This is a genomic window from Chryseobacterium sp. B21-037 (assembly GCF_028570785.1).
In the GTDB taxonomy this organism is placed as follows: Bacteria; Bacteroidota; Bacteroidia; order Flavobacteriales; family Weeksellaceae; genus Chryseobacterium; species Chryseobacterium proteolyticum.
The window spans coordinates 3127274-3144220 of the sequence record NZ_JALGCB010000001.1 but is presented as its reverse complement, the minus strand read 5'-3'; the positions used below and the strand labels follow the sequence as shown (position 1 = coordinate 3144220).

General features: G+C 34.6%; 16 protein-coding genes. 6 read left to right on the top strand and 10 right to left on the bottom strand.

Annotated elements, in window-relative coordinates; translation table 11 throughout:
• Positions 1-113 precede the first annotated feature (113 nt).
• The 5 genes from MTQ00_RS13955 to MTQ00_RS13935 all read right to left on the bottom strand — a co-directional run bounded on the left by MTQ00_RS13955 (position 114) and on the right by MTQ00_RS13935 (position 3764).
• Positions 114-632: a DsbA family protein gene (locus MTQ00_RS13955; protein WP_273649799.1), complete on the bottom strand. Its 519-nt coding sequence runs from the start codon at positions 630-632 to the stop codon at positions 114-116.
• Between the two features lie 5 nt (positions 633-637).
• A complete protein-coding gene (locus MTQ00_RS13950; RefSeq protein ID WP_273649797.1) occupies positions 638-1102 on the bottom strand; it encodes a redoxin domain-containing protein in 465 nt (154 codons plus the stop codon).
• A 110-nt stretch (positions 1103-1212) separates the two neighbouring features.
• Positions 1213-1410: a KTSC domain-containing protein gene (locus tag MTQ00_RS13945; RefSeq protein ID WP_172280929.1), complete on the bottom strand. Its 198-nt coding sequence runs from the start codon at positions 1408-1410 to the stop codon at positions 1213-1215.
• 636 nt (positions 1411-2046) lie between these two features.
• The gene (locus MTQ00_RS13940) at positions 2047-2331 is read right to left on the bottom strand and encodes a hypothetical protein (RefSeq protein WP_273649794.1); all 285 of its coding nucleotides are present in this window, start codon (positions 2329-2331) and stop codon (positions 2047-2049) included.
• Positions 2332-2693: 362 nt separating this feature from the next.
• Entirely contained in the window at positions 2694-3764 is a 1071-nt protein-coding gene (locus MTQ00_RS13935) for a DUF4407 domain-containing protein (RefSeq protein ID WP_273649793.1), read from the bottom strand.
• A 227-nt stretch (positions 3765-3991) separates the two neighbouring features.
• Between MTQ00_RS13935 and MTQ00_RS13930 the strand changes: the two genes are divergently transcribed.
• Entirely contained in the window at positions 3992-5881 is a 1890-nt protein-coding gene (locus tag MTQ00_RS13930; protein ID WP_273649792.1) for a zinc-dependent metalloprotease, read from the top strand.
• A 54-nt stretch (positions 5882-5935) separates the two neighbouring features.
• The gene (locus MTQ00_RS13925) at positions 5936-6382 is read left to right on the top strand and encodes a lipocalin family protein (protein ID WP_273649790.1); all 447 of its coding nucleotides are present in this window, start codon (positions 5936-5938) and stop codon (positions 6380-6382) included.
• 3 nt (positions 6383-6385) lie between these two features.
• Here the strand turns inward: MTQ00_RS13925 and ruvC are convergent, their stop codons facing one another.
• Positions 6386-6940 (bottom strand): crossover junction endodeoxyribonuclease RuvC, encoded by a 555-nt coding sequence (gene ruvC, locus MTQ00_RS13920; protein ID WP_172280920.1) that lies wholly within the window; start codon positions 6938-6940, stop codon positions 6386-6388.
• Between the two features lie 102 nt (positions 6941-7042).
• Between ruvC and MTQ00_RS13915 the strand changes: the two genes are divergently transcribed.
• Entirely contained in the window at positions 7043-7534 is a 492-nt protein-coding gene (locus MTQ00_RS13915) for a hypothetical protein (protein WP_273649789.1), read from the top strand.
• Between the two features lie 2 nt (positions 7535-7536).
• Complete coding sequence (locus tag MTQ00_RS13910) at positions 7537-8901, top strand: T9SS type A sorting domain-containing protein (protein WP_273649788.1); 1365 nt, start codon at positions 7537-7539, stop codon at positions 8899-8901.
• A 51-nt stretch (positions 8902-8952) separates the two neighbouring features.
• On the opposite strand, the gene MTQ00_RS13905 is transcribed toward MTQ00_RS13910, so the two are convergent.
• On the bottom strand, positions 8953-9474 hold the full coding sequence (locus tag MTQ00_RS13905) for a 2'-5' RNA ligase family protein (RefSeq protein WP_273649786.1): 522 nt from the start codon (positions 9472-9474) through the stop codon (positions 8953-8955).
• On the bottom strand, positions 9474-10553 hold the full coding sequence (locus MTQ00_RS13900; protein WP_273649784.1) for a serine hydrolase domain-containing protein: 1080 nt from the start codon (positions 10551-10553) through the stop codon (positions 9474-9476). The genes MTQ00_RS13905 and MTQ00_RS13900 overlap by 1 nt, the downstream gene beginning before the upstream one ends.
• A gap of 275 nt (positions 10554-10828) precedes the next feature.
• Between MTQ00_RS13900 and MTQ00_RS13895 the strand changes: the two genes are divergently transcribed.
• Complete coding sequence (locus tag MTQ00_RS13895) at positions 10829-12238, top strand: pyridoxal phosphate-dependent decarboxylase family protein (protein WP_273649783.1); 1410 nt, start codon at positions 10829-10831, stop codon at positions 12236-12238.
• Between the two features lie 26 nt (positions 12239-12264).
• Here the strand turns inward: MTQ00_RS13895 and MTQ00_RS13890 are convergent, their stop codons facing one another.
• Positions 12265-12984, bottom strand: a complete 720-nt coding sequence (locus tag MTQ00_RS13890) for a diphthine--ammonia ligase (RefSeq protein WP_273649781.1) — start codon at positions 12982-12984, stop codon at positions 12265-12267.
• 19 nt (positions 12985-13003) lie between these two features.
• A complete protein-coding gene (locus tag MTQ00_RS13885; protein WP_273649779.1) occupies positions 13004-14041 on the bottom strand; it encodes a hypothetical protein in 1038 nt (345 codons plus the stop codon).
• Positions 14042-14181: 140 nt separating this feature from the next.
• On the opposite strand from MTQ00_RS13885, the gene MTQ00_RS13880 reads away from it, so the two are divergent.
• Positions 14182-16914 (top strand): M16 family metallopeptidase, encoded by a 2733-nt coding sequence (locus tag MTQ00_RS13880; RefSeq protein ID WP_273649777.1) that lies wholly within the window; start codon positions 14182-14184, stop codon positions 16912-16914.
• Positions 16915-16947 lie beyond the last annotated feature (33 nt).

Here is a 16947-nt window from a genome sequence, read left to right as displayed (position 1 = left end):
AAATAATAATTTAAAAATCAATTGTTCTATGCGATCATTTCAGTGAAGAAAATATATGATATTCCTCAATATGGCTTTTATCCAAAATCTATTCGGAAAATAGTATAGTTAAACTAAGAAACTAGGTCAATGAATGAATCATACGTTCCGTCATAATCTTCCCATTTTTGTCCATTGACGAAAAAAGATGGAGTGCCGTTTACTCCACTGCGTACACCGCCTTCAAAGTCAGCCTCAATCTTTGCCTGAAGTTCTTCGGTGTTAATCTCATTTTCGATTTTATTCACATCCAGTTTCAGAACTTTTACACACTCTTTGAGTAGTGCTTCGTTCAATATATTTTGATTATCATAGATGAGGTCGTGCATTTCCCAGAATTTTCCTTGTTTTCCTGCTGCCTCGGCAACTGTTGCGGCTGCCATGGCATATTCATGGGCATCAGTCAAAGGAAAGTTCCTGAATACAAATGCTACATCATCACTGTTTTCCTGAACAAATCTTCTTATTAAAGGAAAAGCGTGTCCACAATACGGACATTGATAGTCACCATATTCTACTAAAACTATTTTCGCGGTATCTGGATTTCCCTGAACATGGTCGTTAGGACCAATGGGAATTCTTAAAGTAGACATAAATATTATTTTTGTTTTAAATTTTCTAAAGCATCAATGATTCCGTCAGCTCCCGGATTAATTCCATCGGGTGATAAGTAGCTCCACTGGATGATTCCGTCAGGATCAATAACAAATAGTGCTCTTTGTGAAGTTCCGTTATCTTCATTATAGACGCCGTAAGCTTTTGAAATTTCTCCCTTGGGGTTGAAGTCTGCCAACAGGGGGAAGTGTAGTTTTCTGTTTTCCATGAAAGCATCATGGCACCAGGCGCTGTCAACAGAAATACCCAGGATATCTGCATTATATTTATGAAAAATGGAAAGCATTTCATTATATAGGCTCACCTGATCACCACAAACCGGACTCCAGTCTGCAGGATAAAAAACTAAAATCAGGTTCTTTCCTAAAAAATCAGAACGTTTTAGTTTCTGGTCGGGTGTGGCATGGAGCTCAAAATCCGGTGCCGGGGTTCCTTGTTGTAGTATCATATTTTTGTGATTGGTTGTAAATTCTTTGAATGAAAAACTAAAATTAGGAATAAGAAATTAATTCATAGCCGATAACGACTTAAATTATTGTTAAAATAAGACGCAGAATGTTATTTTATTCTGGTATACTTAAATTTCTTTTTGATAACCTTATTAAGAAATGTCCCTTTAGAAGTAAAAGCTTTGAATTGATCAACAATGATCTGGGGTACTTTCAAATAATCATAAACTGCTCCCGACTGATATACAATTCTTAGTATTTCAGTTTCCGGAAAATATTCATAACTATGTACAACTGAGGAAGGCATGGTATAGGAACTGCAAAAAATATTCCTATTTAAGGATATAGAAAACTGTTGGATTATGATTTTTAGGGTGTACTGAAATATTCGAAAGGTATTTTAAAATAGAGATCCGAGACAATTTATTTTCTTGGATCTGTTTATAATCTGCTATTATTTTTTGAGTAAATTTTTATATAAACTGTGTTACTTGATGTAAATGATAGTTATTTAATTTGCAATAAAGTGTAAAGCGTTATTAATACAATGCATATAGAACTTAAAAAGAATAACACCCATTTTAATTTACCGATTTTAAAATAATATAGAAGGGCTAGTATTATGACATCAAAAATAAATCCGACAAAGAAGTACCTCACACTAAAATAAAAGATATAAGCATATGTCTCGGTTCCATAGCCTTCAAGAATAGAAATTATTACAAGAGGTATTAGAAATAACAAAATATGATATATTAAGGTAAATAATATTATTTTTTTCACTCTGGATTATTTTTAGTTAATGGTATTTTAACTTGTTGTCACATTATAATAGACAAATAAAAATAAAAATAATGACAGCCCCGAGAAATTAAGTTTCTAGTAGCTGTATCTTTAATTTACTTTTTATGCAAAAAATACCATTTAATTAAAGGCAATGTAATTATTTGATCTGAACTTGTTCAAATTTGTTGTTTTTTTCCTCTTTATTTTTCGTTAAATCTTCAAATAACAAATAAAGGGATATTAATACTATAACACTTCCGATGAGCATACCCCCTAAAGTACGCCAGTATGTCATCCTTTTTAAATTATTATTAGGAGTAGATAATAAACTTTCTTTTTTAAAACTTTTAGATAATAGATATGAAATTACGACAGTGCCAATACCTACTATTAAGAGAAATAGAAATTTAATTATGAAATGCTTATCTAAATACTCTTCCATTTTGAATTTATTTAAACTGTTCTAATCTGATTGCTTCATTTAGCGCTTCTTGTAATGCCTAGTTAGGAAATCCTGAGAATTGGATTTGATATCTTTTTGCTATATCATTTCTTGTGATAATTTGATAGTTATTGTGCATAGAGTCAATATACTCAAGTAGAGTTTTTTTATTCTTTTGTATTTTAAGATTTTGCAAATTTAACCTTTTTTAAGAGTACTTGATTTCACTTTGAAAAGAATTAATAAGAATTACATCTTTAACTCCAAGGCAAAAATACTTTTGAGTAACGACAGAATATAACGTTTTAAAATAAAAAAGACCTTTCATAAACATGAAAGGTCTTTTTTGATATAATTTAAAATTATTTATTCAGATTCTCTTTAAAATCATCGATTCTATAGTCGGTAAGGGCATTGCCTTTTTCAATTTTTTCCTTGGAGTACAATCGAAAATCATTTTCTGTTTTTTCCAAAAGATGATCATAGGGACCAACATGGGAAATTAACTTAACCAATACCGGAGAAATTTCCAGACAAATGAAAAGCCCCATAATAAAGGCTGCAGCTAAACCTATGATTGCGGAATTTTTTCCTAACTCATCCAGCGCCTGCAAACGGGCGGCAAATCCATTGAACTTATCCTCAAAGGTTTCAGTAGATTTTCTTTCGGTTTCCAAATTAGTGTATACTTTTGAAATTTCTTTATCCAGATATTCCAACCTTGGAGCTACTTGTTTTTGGTAACTCTCAAGATCCTGACGTCTTTGCTCCTTAAGCTCCTGTTTTCTTTTGGCATTAGATCCGAAACCTACTTTTCCACTCGTTAAGCCTGATTGTTTTCCCAGGATTTCTTTTTCTAGCTCTACAGCTGCCGAATCATAAGACTTTTGGTATTGTGCAATCTTTTCTGATATTTGTTTTTTCTCAGTTTCAAAAGGGCCGCTTTGCTGAAGAATTCTGCCGGTGATTTCACCCTGAAGCTGCTTTTTATTTCGCTGGATGATCGTGTTCAGCTGTTTATTGACTTCCTTTTCAAAAATTTTAAGCTCTAAAGGTTTTGAAATGATAATTCCTAAAAAAGTAGCCAAAACCAGACGTGGAATAGCCATGAGTATCTGATTCCACCATGTTCCCGTTTTTTTGATGGAGGAAACAATGTAACGGTCCAGGTTAAATATCATTAATCCCCATAAAATTCCAAAACCAACAGATGTCCATATATTATCAAATACAGTATACATGGCATAACCTGCGGAAAGTGTAGCGAAAACTGCAGTAAATAAAACGATACCTCCGATACCCGAAAATTTATTCCATTCACTTGGTGTTTTCCTTAAAATATGGATGTTTCCTCCGGAGCATACCATCAGAAACTTCTGGAACCAATTTATTTTATGATTCACCTGATTTATAGTTTGTTGTTGATTTTTCATTATTGAAAATTTATACAAAAGTAATACTAAAAATCATACCAATGCTAAAGATAGTATTATGTTTTACCAAGTATGTTTACTTGTTTTATTTATATTACTGTTAGACAATAAGTTATGATTTTTACATATTAACATAATAAAATTCTTTACGTTTTTTCAATATATTTTGTCAATTTGTTAAAATAAATAATAGTTTTGCATCGAATAAATTAAAAAAATAGTTGAATATGAAGAGAATAGTTCTATGTTTTGCGTTGATCCTTTGGGTTAATGCATTTTCTCAAAATGTGCAAAATATTTGTGGTTTTGATCAAATCATGTCGCAAATGGATGCTAAACACCCTGAACTAAAGAAAAACAGGGAGATTGTAGAAGCCAGATTAGCTTCCATGAATAAGCAGTCTTATCTTAATAAAGTTGGTGCCAGCACTTCGTGGAATGGGCTTTATACCGGACAAGTTTATGAAATCCCTGTTGTAGTACATGTTATTGAATCTCAGGCAACTGCTAATGCAAATTTACATGTTACTGATCAGGAGATTATTGACTGGATCGACAGAGCTAATAGTATGTATGCTACAACTTTTGGCAATGGATTTTACCCTGAAGGTTCCGGACCAACTGGAGGAGCAGTAATTCCTTTTAAGCTCGTATTAGCTAAAAGATCACCTAGCTGTACTCCTACTACCGGTATTGTAAGATATAATGGAAGTACTATTCCAGGTTATGATACAAGGGGAGTTAAGATGCAAAGTTCAAGTGGAGCCAGCGATAGCCAGATTAAAAATGAGTTAGCGCACCATTGGCCGGAAAATTCATACTTTAATATTTATGTAGTGATCGGTTTTGATGGCCAGCAGCAATTATCTTATGGATTAATGGGATACGCAAAATTCCCGGATTCTTATGCTTATGATTATGAAAGCTTTATGAAGGTGGCAACCATTAAAAATCAAAATGATACGACATTAACTCATGAACTTGGACATGCTTTTGGACTTTATCATACATTTCAGGGAGTTTCATATACTGATCAATCAAGTTGCCCTCCTAGTAATGATTGTGCAACAACAGGAGATAGAGTATGTGATACTTCACCATCTAGAAGCATGTATGGTGTTGCTGTTCCTAACAATACTGCTATTGATCCATGTACCGGACAAAACTACGACGGAACTCAATATAATGTTATGAATTACACTAATTCTAACCGTAAATTTACGGAAGGACAAAGAGACCGGGCTATTTTGTTAATGATGGAGTATAGAAAAGATCTGCTTAACTCTACAGCGGGTAAAGATCCGTCGATTGTTATTCCTTCGCCAGTTTCTGTAGTTGCAGCCCAATGTAATCCGCCAAGTACAGCGCACCCTACCAATAATAATTTTGCGATCGGTGCTACCAACGTTAAATTTGGAACTATAAACAGTACTACTAATGGCTACGATTCAGATGAAGCAACTCCTTCATATTATGATGATTTTGCTTCTGCAAATTGTATCAGGCCTGCATACTATACCGAAATACCGTCAACTACAGGAACGGAGCTGAAAGTAACTTATGCATATACTTTTAGTCAGGCAGAAAAGTTTAGAACAAAAGTCTGGATCGATTATAATAACAATGGGTCTTTTGAAGATAGTGAATTGGTCGTAAATCATTTATCAGGCAATTTGACCGGAACAGGGATGACCGTTACCAACACCATTACTCCTCCTGCCAATGCTGTGAAAAATACTTATTTGAGGATGAGAATTGCAGTGGATGCTGCGACGTATAATTCAGTAAATCTTCCTGATCTTACCCCTTGCTCTCAGTTACAATATGGGCAAATGGAGGACTATGCAATTAAGATTTTAGAAGCATTAGGAACATCTGAAGTTAAAGGAAGTTCGGAAAGTAAAATTGTTTATACAAAATCAGAAAATAAACTTCAACTGATAGGAAGTAAAAATGTAAGTTTTGGAGATTACCAGATCTATGACATGAGTGGAAAAGTATTGCAGAAAGGTACTTCTAAAACGAATGAAGTTCAAATCAACCAAACATTACCGAAAGGAGTATACATTATCACTTACGGTGATAAAAAAGAATCAAAGAAATTTATAAATAACTAATAGAGTAGAAGGCCCTTTAAAAAAAGGGCCTTTTTTACTAAAAGATGCTAAACAATGAAAAGATTAATTTTCTTATTATGCTGTAGTTTTATGCTAAGTTGTCAATCACAATCTCCCGCAGTAAAAAGAAAGAGTCCGGAGAGTGATCAATATTACTTTATCGGAAAATGGAAATTAGTTGAAGAAACCTATAAAGATGGAGAGATAAGTAAAATGTATCCACTTCACGAATGTACAAAGAAGACCACTTTATTATTCGAAAAAGAAAATGGAAATATTTTTTTTATTAAAAAGTATGCAAATGGAAAAAACTGTGAGATAATAAGTTCGTCAGCAAGAAATTTAGTGACGATTAATAAAAATTCATTCTCATATATGGATGCAGATCTAAAAGAAAATAAACAATTTAGAATCATTTCGAAAAACAGATTTTCCATTCTTTATAATGATATCATCTATGGAAAGGTTACTGCTATAGAAGATATTTATGAAAGACAGTAACGCTTATTTTAAACGGTCAGGATTCTGCTTTAAAAAACTTTCCCATCCGGAATAAGATTTTGTATCAGCAATTGTTCCTGAATTAAAATGATGACAAACAGCTACGGCAAGACCATCAGAAGCATCCAGATATTTTGTTGGAAATTCTTTTAGCTTCAGAAGGTTTTGAAGCATCCCTGCTACCTGTTCTTTGCTGGCATTCCCATTTCCTGTAATAGCCATTTTTATTTTCTTAGGTGAGTATTCGGTAATCGGAATATTTCGATGAAGGCTCGCTGCCATTGCTACCCCTTGTGCACGTCCAAGTTTTAGCATACTCTGAACATTTTTTCCATAAAATGGAGCTTCCAGGGCAACCTCGTCCGGATGATACTCATCAATTAAGGCTAAGGTTTTATCAAAGATGTATTTTAGCTTTGTTTCATGGTTGGGATATTTTTTCAAAATAAGCTCGTGGATGGAAACCATTTCCATCTGACCTTTTTTAATGGAAATAATCCCAAAGCCCATTATGGCAGTTCCCGGGTCAATACCTAAAATTATCTTTTCTGCAATCATTTCGTCAAAGATATGACTTTCTGAATTTTTTCCCTTAGAAAAAAAACAGTAAAAATAAATCTTATTTTGGTGAAATCTTCTTAACTTCATCAAAAAATGATTATGAAAAATTTACTAACCTTTTTAATTCTTCCGACTTTTGTGCTGTATAGCTTTCTGACAGTGAAAGACTTAAGATATGGGGGATCATCTGAGAATGTTAATTGTCAACAAGACAAAAATCAAATTGTGTACCTGTTTTTTAAGGTAGAAAAAACGAAATCCGGTCCTGAAAAAATTACCCTCGAATCAAAGAAAATTACTGAAGGAAAGTTGAAATCCATCCCTTCTTTTGACAGAAATTCAGCAGGTCTTGGTGATTTTATTATATCACTTACTGATGCCAGCGGAAAAGAAATTGTGAAACAGCTGGTGGAAGATCCTCTGAATCAGAATCTGGAAAGTTTTGATAAAGACGGAATCGGAAGACACAAAGTTTCCTCGGATAATGCTGAATTCAGTGTGCGCTATCCTCATTCCGGAGAAATCCAGATCGTGAAAGTGGAAAAAGTTACCCATGCAGGAAATCAATTATTATTTAACCAAAAACTATAGCCATGAAAAAAACTTTATTTCTCCTATTAGTAAGTTCATTGTGCTTTTCACAAACCTTTCAGACAGTATCTCTGCTTAATAACGGTTCAAACTCTAACCGGATCAATATCGCAGTATTGGGTGATGGATTTACTTCTGCTCAGCAAACTAATTTTGTGAATTCTGCACAGTCTACGATTAACTATCTCTTTACGAAAAGCCCATATACAGAATATAAAAATTATTTTAATGCGTATGCTGTAAAAGTAGTGTCAACAGAAACAGGTGTAAAACATCCTGGAACAGCAACGGATGTTACAGAGCCGGTTATTCCTGTTTCCAATCCCAATAATTACCTGGGCTCTTCATTTGACTTTGGTGTACACCGCTGTATTTACAGCAATAGTACAAATAAAGTAGCGCAGGTTCTCGCAGCTAATGTTCCTGATTATGATATTACGTACGTTCTGGGTAACTCTACAGAGTATGGCGGATGCGGAGGTGCTTATGCATTTGCGTCGCTAAATGGCTCTTCAAATGAGATTGTAGTACATGAACTTGGGCATTCCTTTGGAAAGCTTGCGGATGAATATTGGTTTGCAGGAACAGGGGAATCACCTAACAAGACACAAAACTCCAATACATCAACCATCAAATGGAAAAACTGGTTAGGATTAAACAGTGTGGGAGTGTATCCTTATACCGAAAGCCCTTCATGGTACCGTCCACATCAAAATTGTGAAATGAGATATCTAGACAGACAGTTTTGTTCCGTTTGTAAAGAGGCCATTATTGAGAGAATACATTCATTAGTATCACCGATTGACTCTTATACACCAGCCAACAGCAGCAATGTGAATGGTAATGCCGCCGTAACATTTACTGTAAATGAAGTTTTGCCAATCCCTAATACATTGGTCAATTCCTGGACTCTCAATGGAACGGCTCTTTCTTCAACGAGTAATACCTTAACAGTTTCTCCGTCACAACTGAATAGCGGTCTTAATACCCTTATTTTCTCTGTTACCGACAACAGTCCTTTAATAAAAGTTAACAGTCACAATACGGTTCATTTTGCCACGGTAACCTGGAAACTGAATAAGACCTCAACGTTAAGGATGTCTGAAATTAAAGCAGAAGAAAGAAGATTCGGAATCTATCCGAATCCGGCAGAGAATGAATTCTACATCAAAGGTAACCAGGACTTTTCAAAAAATGTAAAAGTAGCATTGTATGATGGATCGGGTAAATTGATTCCTGTCAAATTTGAAATAAAAAATGCTTCTACAATCTTTGTTAATATCAGTACTATTCCTTCTGGAATCTATACTTTAGCTGTAAGTGAAGATGAAGGTCTGATCATTTCACAAAAAATTGTAAAAGAATAAAAGTAAACGAAAATATACATAAAATTATGAATCGGCCCAGTGGCCGATTTTTTATTGTAGTTTCTTTTCTCTGATGGGTACCCATTTTCCGTCATATCTCAGAAGCAGAATTTTATCAACGGTAAATTTATTTTTGTAAGGTTTGTTTTGATACACCTTCCAGGCTTTCAGGTAATTTTCAAAGCTCAAATCTCTGTATCCAACGGTCATATGAGGGTTGAAGGAGCCTTTGCCAAAGCTAAACTGTTTTTTTACACGATGGTAAATATCTATAAGACCCGGATTGTATTCAGGATGTACAAAGATCACCGGATTTTTTGGATTCGGAAAACTTCCAAAGCCATTGAGAACGATTTCGAATGGAGATAGGGAAGTATCTATTCTTTCAAACGCTTCAATAATATCATTCTCAAGCTCTGTCTCTCTTGAAAATGGAGGTAACAAGGTGATATGAGCATCATTTTTAACCGCTTTTGAATTTTGATAATGGTAAGCAAAGTCTTCTTTGAAGAGTTTTATTTCATCAATGATCCGTTGAGGAGGATAAATAGCAATGAAATATAATTTTTTCATTACAATTCATTTTTATTATTACTTGTTCTTATCATTTGTTGTCTTAAGTCGATAACCGTGTTTTCAATAGCATCTGTGATTTTTTTTACCTCAATATGCGGTCTGAAAACTGAAGCTTTGCCCTTTGCCTCATCAGCAATATTAGACAATATAATGACTGAAGTTTTAGTGTATGGGTAATAAATGTTTAGGGAAGGAGAACCCATAACATAGCCACTGTGGAAATAGGCTGTCGGTTCGCCTATATTGAGCATTATACCATATCCGTAACCCATTTTTCCTAAAATATCATGATGTCTTTCGGAACTTTTAGAGATGAATTTCTGAAGGGTTTCCGGTTTCAAAACTTTACCACCATATAGAGCGTTATTCCAGCGGCGTAAATCATCTATGGTAGAAAGAATTCCACCTGCAGGGATCCCAATTTCTTTTCCTCCCAATCTGCGCGGCATATTAGGAACCCTTTCCGCATTCTTCTTATTTCCAATATAAGCACTTGCGAAATTCTTTCCCTCAAAAACATCTCCTGTTGAAGAATTTTTCATTCCTGCCTTTTTAAACAATTCCTGGACGTTTTTGTCATAAGAGTTTCCCGATACTTTTTCAACGATTTTTCCCAATGCATTAAAGCCATCATTGGAATAGAAAAAACCCGATCCACTTTTGAATAAAAGCTTACCTCCCAGCGTATTTAATCCGGAGGTATGGTTCAGAAGCTGACGGATTGTAATATTTTCGTATTCTTTTGTTTGAAATTCCTTGAGGTATCTGGAAACCTTATCTTCGATATTCAGCTTGTTTTGTTCCATTTCAAGTAAAACAAGAACTGCCGTAAATTGCTTACTTACAGAGCCGATGGCAAAAATAGTACTGTCGTTGATTTTTGTTTTATTTTCAAAGTTAGAGAGCCCGCTTTCTTTTTTATATAATTGGGTAGAATCCTTGAAAACAGCAATACTTCCGTTAAAATTAAATCGTGAAAATACAGAGTCGATCTGTTTTTCCAAAAGTTTTTTCTCGAAGGCAGAAATGGTGGAGTCTACAATTGCATTCCTGTCAACCGTTTTTATAGATTCCATCGAATTCTTGCATGCGGTTAATGAGAGTGTAAAAATGATTAATGGGAACAATAAGTGGGAAAATTTCAGCATTTGTTTTTTAATTTAAAGCTACAGCATCAAAAAGGATGCAAACCATGCCAAATAAATAGAAAAAATGATGTGAGAGCTCCGGGACCGATTTTTAAATTATTGTAATCAAGGGAAAAGCTCTGCCAAATTATGAAAGACCTGTAAATTATATAAACTAAATTATTACAGAAAGTAATATTTTTGAATAGATTATTAATTCAAAAATGGAAAAACATCTTGAAAATGATTTGTCGGAAATCGGCAACTTATTAGAAACTATAAAAAAGCAGGGGCTGGCTTATCTGGATGCTTTACCCGATAGAAAAACATCCGTTGATTCAAAGGAATATGCTTCCGAAGACAAAGTACCAGAGTCCGGATATGGAACAAAAAAGGTGTTGGAAGTTTTTAATGAAAGATTTGAACCGGTTATGGTTGGATCATCAGGTCCCAGATATTGGGGCTTTGTTACAGGAGGTTCCACTCCTGCTTCTATTGCCGGAGACTGGCTGGCTTCTGTTTATGACCAGAATACCCAATCAACAAAAGGGCAGGGAGGTATTTCTGCGATTATAGAGCTGGAAACCATACAATTAATGCTCGATCTTTTGGGGCTGCCGAAAAATTTTCTCGGTGGCTTTGTAACCGGAGCAACAATGTCTAATTTTACCTGTCTTGCAGTAGCAAGACAATGGTTAGGAAGAGAAAAAGGAAAAGATATTGCAAAAGACGGCATTTCGATACCCATAAAAGTGCTTACCGCGACACCCCATTCTTCAAGCCTTAAATCACTATCACTTTTAGGGATAGGAAGCGGAAATATTGTGAAAATTAAAACAATAGAAGGGAATAGGGAAGCGATGAATATAGATGATCTAGAAAATCGTATCATTGAATTAAAAGAGGAGCCATTTATCCTGATCTCCAGTGGTGGAACTGTGAATACGGTAGATTTTGATGATTTTAAGGCAATAGCTGAACTTAAAAAAAAGCATAACTTCTGGTGGCATATTGATGCTGCATTTGGAGGATTTGCCGCTTGCTCAGATGAAACCAAACATCTTTTGGAAGGCTGGGAGCAGGCTGACAGTATTACTGTGGATTGCCATAAATGGTTAAACGTTCCTTACGAAAGTGCAGTGTTTTTCGTAAAAGATCAGTACAGGTTATTACAGGTAGAGACATTCCAGAATTCCAATGCTCCATATCTCGGGGATCCATTGGAAAACTTCAGTTATCTGAATTTCCTTCCTGAAAACTCAAGAAGGTTAAAAGCCTTACCTGCCTGGTTTTCAATAATGGCCTATGGAAAACAAGGGTATCAGGAAATAGTTGAGAATAATATAAGATGGGCCAAACAGCTTGGTCATTTTATAGATAGCAGTTCGGATTTTAAACTTCTGGCACCTGTCCGTCTGAATACGGTGTGTTTCACTTTGAAAAATGAAGCTGATCAGGATAAGGTTAATGAATTCTTAGAAAAATTAAATAGTACAGGAAAAGTATTTATGACGCCTACTTTTTATAATCAGCATAAAGGGATCAGAGCTGCATTTGTAAATTGGAGAACCAATGAAAATGATATAAGTATGGTTTTTGATCTCATGAAGGAGATATCAAAGACATTGAACTAAAAAATAACGCTGTAGAACCAATCGTTCTACAGCGTTTTATTTTTGATCAGATCACAAAACCAAAAGACATATTCATCACCATTTTCATGATCCTCTGCATTTGGTTTTGGATAGGTTTTTTTTACAATATCACCAATTTCAAACTGAATTGATGTTTTAAAAATGGGACCATCAAAAGTAAAAGTATGGAACTCGCCATTTTCTCCGCAAGGGTCTACATTTTCAGGTAAGTCCGAGATGAAATTTTCATCAATAATCCTCCCTGCAAAACTTTTATCTAAATAGGTTTCATTGACGCAGGTTACGATCGTTTTAAAACCCAGATCAAGAAATTCATGAATAAGTTTTTTCGTATCTTTTTTCCAAAGTGGAAAAACAGCTTCCATCCCGATGGATTTCAATTGGTCTTCCCTGTATTTTCGCAGATCTTCGAGAAAAATATCTCCAAATATGGAATGGGTGACTCCACGGGACTTTATACCGGTCATCGTTTTGTTCATGATGTCGCGGTATTGTTCCATAGATGGTTCTTTAGGAAGTTCCATTTTAATTAAAGGAAGTCCTATGCTTGAAGCTTGTTCTTCCAATAGAGAAACATGGACCCCATGCATGGAAATCCGCTGATATTCCTGATTGATACTGGTAAGAAGACCAATTATATCTAATTTTTCCTCTTTAAAGGTTTTATATAATCCAAGGGCAGAATCTTTTCCGCTACTCCAGTTGAATAAGGCTTTGGGTTTCATGTATTACTATTTCAGATGCCTATTTTTGGATTTCTTTAATCGGAATAAATGCACCATTAAGGTAGTCAATCTTTAGTTCAAATGGGTAAGCAGAAGATGAACTGGAAGCAATTAAGCCTCCGACAATCCCAAAAAATATAGACGCTGTGACCACATCTCCCATTTTTGCGCTTCCTTTTACTTTACCGGTAAAATAGAAATCACCATCCTTCTTTTCAGCTTTTGAGAAAGCATTTTCCATCGGGACATAGATATAAGGAGATCCTTGATATACCAATGCATAATAGTCATTTTTTTTGATCTCCTTTTCTTTTGTATCAATAGTTTCGTATACCTTAATGATCTTTGGAGATTTGCCATAAAATTTGGCATTGGCAATTTGTTTTTCAGGTTCCTGATTTTTAAACGAATTATAATCTTTATATAAACCTTCCCTGAGTTGATCAGAGCTGTACAGACTCAGTTTTTGCTTTTCAATCGCATCAAAATTCTTTACATCTTCCAGAGTATAATGATCTGTTGCGGTTGCTTTTTTTGAAATATTTTTGCTGATAAAATTACTCACCATCTCACTCCCTTTTTTCATCGTTGCTTTGGTAACGTCCATTGAGGAATGATCAATAACAGAGTCGATTTTGTCAAGATAGGAGTAGGTTCCATCATCATTTTTTGCAAATAAAAATGCCTGAAAATAGCAATATCCATGTTCACTGAACGCTCCTGTTACTTCTGCAAAGTATAATTGTTTAAGATACATAACGATGGTGCCATCTTCTACATTGCTTCCATTAATATGGTTCAAAAGATTTTGAAACTGATTGGCAAGGCTTACTACGGGAACAACCTTAGCCTTTGCGTTGAATGCTCCTTTCTGTACAATCCCCAGTGAAGTGGTATCTGTCCTTATGTCAATAAGCTTAATGGTTTTATAATAGCTTTTCTCCAGTTTTTGATCAGGAAAACTGATTGAGAAATCTTCTGTGCGTTTTTGAGAAAATAGAAAGATAGAGAACAATAGCATTGAAAGAATGCTGATTTTGTTGATGTATATTTTCATGACAATGAATATAATGATGATGTTTTATTTGCGAAAATAAAGAATCTGCCTGAGATTTAATAGATTTTTTATTCGTATAAATATTTCAATCAATGATGAGAAAAACTTATTAAATTTAAGAACGAAATTTATTAAATACTATGAAAAACTTACTACTGGGGACAGCTGTCCTATTTTTTACAGGAACTATTAATCCTGTCTTTTCACAGAGTACCGAGACTCCTAAATTTATTGGCAATACGGAAGGTATTAAAGAGTATACTCTTAATAATGGGATGAAAGTTCTTTTGATTCCTGATCCTTCCCAAAGCAATATGGTTGTGAATATTGTGTATAATGTAGGATCAAAAGATGAAGGATATGGTGAAAAAGGAATGGCACATTTGCTTGAGCATATGTTGTTCAAGAGTACCAAAAACCTTGGAGATATTAAAAAGCAGCTTTCTGATAAAGGTGGGCAGGCTAATGGGACAACCTGGTATGATAGAACAAATTATTATGAAATTTTCCCATCCAATGAAGAAAACCTGAAATGGTCTTTACAGATGGAAGCGGACAGAATGATCAATGCTACGATTTTACAGAGTGATCTGGATAAAGAGTTTTCAGTGGTTAGAAACGAATTCGAAATTGGAGAGAATAATCCTACAAGAGTGATGATGCAAAATGTATTTTCTAATGGATACGTTTGGCACAATTACGGGAACAGTACAATTGGCAGTAAGGAAGATATTGAGCGTGTAAAAGCTCCGACCTTAAGAAAATTCTATGAGAAATATTACCAACCGGATAATGCAACTCTTATTGTTGCAGGAAAATTTGATGAGAAAAGCGCATTGAAATATATTTCTGATTATTTTTCAGTAATTAAAAAACCTTCACGTGAATTAGGAGGAACTTATACCGTAGAGCCAGCTCAGAACGGAGAAAAGTATTTTGAAATCAAGAGAAATAATGATCAGCAGATTATAGCTGCAGGTTATCATACTTCTGCCTATGCAGATAAAGATTATGCTGCCTTATCTGCACTTTATGAGATCCTTACCTCAAATCCTTCCGGATATTTGTATAAAACTCTGGTAGAAACTCAGAAGGTTTCCGGAGTCTGGACATTCAGCCCTGTTTTAAGAGATCCGGGGATGGTGTATTTTAATTTTGATGTTCCAAAAGATAAGAACTTAGACGAAACCACCAAACTCGTAAGGGCAGAACTTGATAAAATCTCTTCCATTCAATTTACTCAGGATGATCTTAAAAGAGCGAAAGCGAAACTGATTAAAGACATCGAAAACCAGAAAAATAATACCATTAATTTTGCAATTAATCTTACCGAAATTATCGGAGCAGGAAACTATAAATTAAATTTTCTGTACCGTGATCATGTAGAAAATCTAAAACTGGAAGATATCAGCAAGGTTGCTCAAAAATATTTTAAAAACAACAACCGTACGATGGGTGTTTTCCGGCCTTCTCCTAATGAAGAAAGGGTATTCCCTACAGAATTCAGGGATAACCAGATTGCAGATCTGGTAAAAGATTACAAAGGAAGAGCTTTGGAGAAAGAACCAGCCCCTTTCGAAGCTTCGATTGCAAATATTAAGAAAAACCTTACTGAAGGAAAGTTGTCTAATGGGATGAAGTATGGGCTTATCAATAAAGAGCTTAAAGGAGAAAAAATTCAAGCGAATTTCCGTTTAAGAATCGGAAATGAAAAAGACCTACAAGGCAAAGAAGCTATTGGAAATATTACTGCTTCTTTATTGAAATCGGGAACCAAAACCAGAACAAAAGAGCAAATAAAAGATGAATTAGATCAAATGAAATCTTCTGTGTATGCTTACGTATATGACCAGAATTTAATCATTGGAGTGAATACTTACAAACAGTATTATTCAAAAGTAATGGCCATCGTACAGGATATACTGACAAATTCTACTTTCCCGGAAAACGAAATTGCTAAAACTATTACTGAAGTAAATACTCAGTTGGAAGGACAATTAAAGGATCCTCAAGCTATTGCAGGTAATGAGTTACAGAGACTGGCATCCCCATACCCTAAAACGAGTATCTTCTATGTAGCTTCCCTACAGGAGCAAATTGATGAAAATAAAAAAGTAACTAAAGCCCAGATTGTTGATTTCTATCAGAATATTATGGGAGCATCCAATGGCGTAGGTACTGTAATCGGGAATATTGATCCAAAAATTGCTTCTTCTGAATTAGAGAAAACATTTGGAAAATTTACTGCTAAATCAAAATTTGTAGAGGTAAAACCAACATTCTTTGAAACTAAAAAACAAGATAAAAATATCATAACTCCAGATAAAGAAAATGCAGTTGCCCTTGGAACTTCAAGCTTCAAGATGTCGCAGGATCATCCTGATTACCCGGCTTTAGTGATGGCAAATGAAATTTTAGGAAGTGGAGGATTCCTTTCTGCAAGATTACCAATGAGGTTGCGTGAAAAAGAAGGGATTTCATATGGAGTTGGTTCATATCTGGATGTTCCTGTTTCAAATGATGTTGCTTCATGGAATTATTATGCTTTTTTAAATCCTACAAAAAGAAATGCTGTAGAAGCTGCTATTAAAGAGGAAATTAACAAAGCATTAGCTTCAGGTTTTACGCAGGAAGAACTTGATTCCAATAAAAAAAGTTATGCTAATGAAAGGAAAACCAGTTTAGGCTCTGATGGAACATTGGTTAACCTTGTAAATACTCAGCTTCTTTTTGGAGTTTCATTGGATAAATTTGATGAACAAAATACAAAAATTCAGAACCTGAAATTATCCGAAGTGAATGCTGCTTTGAAAAAATATCTTTCTGAGAATAATATTATCTCTGTTTTCGCCGGAGATTTCAATAAAAAATAGAAGTCTTATCAGATACAATTCAAATAAAAAACC